Origin of the sequence: Actinoplanes sp. NPDC051633 (assembly GCF_040681735.1) — a bacterium.
Lineage (GTDB): Bacteria > Actinomycetota > Actinomycetes > Mycobacteriales > Micromonosporaceae > Actinoplanes.
The window spans coordinates 1-2275 of the sequence record NZ_JBFAZH010001215.1 but is presented as its reverse complement, the minus strand read 5'-3'; the positions used below and the strand labels follow the sequence as shown (position 1 = coordinate 2275).

Genomic DNA, 2275 nt, shown 5'->3' with positions numbered 1-2275 from the left:
GCAGCGCCGTCGAGCTGGGCGCCCAGCGGGTGCTCACGGTGCAGGCGCCCAGCCGGACAGCGCTGCTGCACGCGGTCCGCACCGCCGACCCGGGTGGCCGGTCGGCGATGGCCGCGGTGGTCGATCGGGGGAGCGATCCGCCGGTGCTGGCGGTGGACAGCTCCCGGCTGGCCGCGGTGGCGAGCTGGCGGCCGGAGTACGGCCCGGCCGCGGCCCTGTCCCGCGCGGTCGCCTCCGTCGGCCGGTCGCCCGCCCCGCCACCGGTCACCGGCGACTCGCTGACCCTGCGGCTGCGCAACGACCGCCGGACCACGGCGTCGCTGGTGGTGACGCTGCAGAACGAGACCACCGGCGCGCCGGTGCCGGTGACCTTCGGCCCGTTCGGGCGCGGCGAGCACACCGCCGCCGCGCCGGTCCGGGGGTGTGCGCAGGGCTGCCGCCTGGTGCGCCTGGGCCTCGGCGAACCGGCCACGATGGACAGCGCCCTCACGGTCACCGGCCTCACCCAGGGCGGAGCACAGGGCGGCGCAACCCTGCTGGGCGTGGAGCAGCTCGGCGACATCGGGCTGTGGCGCTCCGACATCGCGGGCATGGCCGCCGAGGTCTCCGCCCGCGACGGCGCGCTGACCCTGGCCGCGGAACGGTCGGCGGATCCGGGGGCCTCTCCCGGCACCGAGGCGTACGTGGTGGACGCGCCGCTGCCGCTGCCGGTGGTGATGGCGGGTCCGCAGCCCGAGGAGTGGCGCTTCACCGACCCGGGCGTGCTGTCCTTCGGCAACGGGCTCACCCCGATCCGAGTGATCGGCACCCCCGGCGTCCTGCCGGTCCTCGGCGGCGCCGGCATCCTCACCGACCTCGAATCCGCGCGCCGGGTCTCGGCCGAGACCAACCTGGGCGGGTCCTACCAGGTGTGGCTCGCGCCGAACGCCGGTTCGTCCATCGTGGACCGGTTGACCGGGGCGGGTCTCACCGTGTCCGCCGACGAGTCGGCCGCCGCCCGGTCGGACCGGCTCGACCGGCAGGGCCCGGCGGTGGCCGCCCGCTTCGCGCTGCTCGCCGCGCTGGCCGGGCTGCTGGTCGCGGCCGCCGCGGCCGCGGTCGCGGCGGCGGTGGACCGGAGCGCGCAGACCGAGCAGCTCGCGGCGCTGCGGCTGCAGGGACTGGCCCGGCGGGACGCGGTCGCGGCCGGTTACCTGGGCCTCAGCGTGCTGGTGGTGGCCGCCGTCGCCGGTGGGCTGCTGGCCGCGGCGGTCGCGCGGCCGCTGGCCGGGGTGGTCGTGCCGCCGTTCACCGACGCCTGGCGGGAGATCGAGCCGCCCGGTGCGCTCGGCCTGCCGGCGCTGGCGTCGGCCGGACTCGTCGCCTTCGTCCTGCTCGCGGCGACGACCGCGTTCGCGGTGCTGCCGCTGATCCGGCGGCTCCGCGGGGGTGCGCGATGATCCCCCTCGTCCTCGCCATGCTGTGGACCCGGCGCGGCCAGGCGGTCACGCTGGCGCTGCTCTCGCTGTTCGCGGTGGCGGCGGCGGTCGCCGCCCCGGCCTATCTGCGGGCCGCGGACCGGGCGGTCGCGGCCGGCCAGGTGGCCACCGCGCTGCCCGACGAGCTGGGTTTCGAGATCAGGGCCACCGACGACGAGACCGATCCGGAGGCCGGCGGCAGCGACATCACGTTCGGCGAGATCGGCTCGGCCCTGGCGGACCTGCCGGGCTTCGACTACGTGTACGCCGCCGAATACCCCACCATCGGGATCGAACGCGACGCGACGGTCCGGTCGCGCCTCACGTACCGGCAGAACGTGTGCGCGCACCTGGCGATCACCCGCGGCCGGTGCCTGATCGCCGAGGGTGACGTGGTGATCGGCGAGCAGGCCGCCCGCCGGCTCTCCCTCGCGCCCGGCGACCCGATCACGCTGACCTACGCCGAGTTCAGCGAGGACCCGCGCCGCCCGGTCTTCCTGCCGAAGGGTGCGCCCAAGCCGCTCACCGTGGTCGGCGTCTACCGCGTCGCCGAGCCTTCCGCGAGCTACTGGGGATCGCACGGCTACTTCGCCGCCGACGCGGGCGACCGGGCCGGCGAGCCCGTCTTCACCGGCGCCGCCACGATCAACGAGATGGACCACGGCACGACTCAGATGTCGATCGACGGCCGGGCCGACCCGTCGGCTCTTTGGAAATTATCGTGATCAACAAGTTTATTTTCTGTAGTTTTGCATAATTTATGGTCTATTTCAATGGCAGTTACGAAATTACACCTCTGTACTAATTCAAGGGTAAAA

The 2275-nt window shown here is 74.4% G+C and carries 1 protein-coding gene and 2 pseudogenes; 2 read left to right on the top strand and 1 reads right to left on the bottom strand.

The window, feature by feature from the left end; translation table 11 throughout:
* Together AB0M20_RS39190 and AB0M20_RS39185 are read left to right on the top strand one after the other, a co-directional pair.
* Nucleotides 1-1439, top strand: a pseudogene (locus AB0M20_RS39190) (ABC transporter permease); the annotation flags it as partial.
* Nucleotides 1436-2182: a hypothetical protein gene (locus AB0M20_RS39185; protein ID WP_364306092.1), complete on the top strand. Its 747-nt coding sequence runs from the start codon at nucleotides 1436-1438 to the stop codon at nucleotides 2180-2182. The pseudogene AB0M20_RS39190 and the gene AB0M20_RS39185, both read left to right, overlap by 4 nt.
* On the opposite strand, the pseudogene AB0M20_RS39180 reads toward AB0M20_RS39185, so the two are convergent.
* Nucleotides 2167-2275: pseudogene (locus tag AB0M20_RS39180) on the bottom strand (23S rRNA (adenine(2058)-N(6))-methyltransferase Erm(B)); the annotation flags it as partial. The gene AB0M20_RS39185 and the pseudogene AB0M20_RS39180 sit on opposite strands and share 16 nt — an antisense overlap.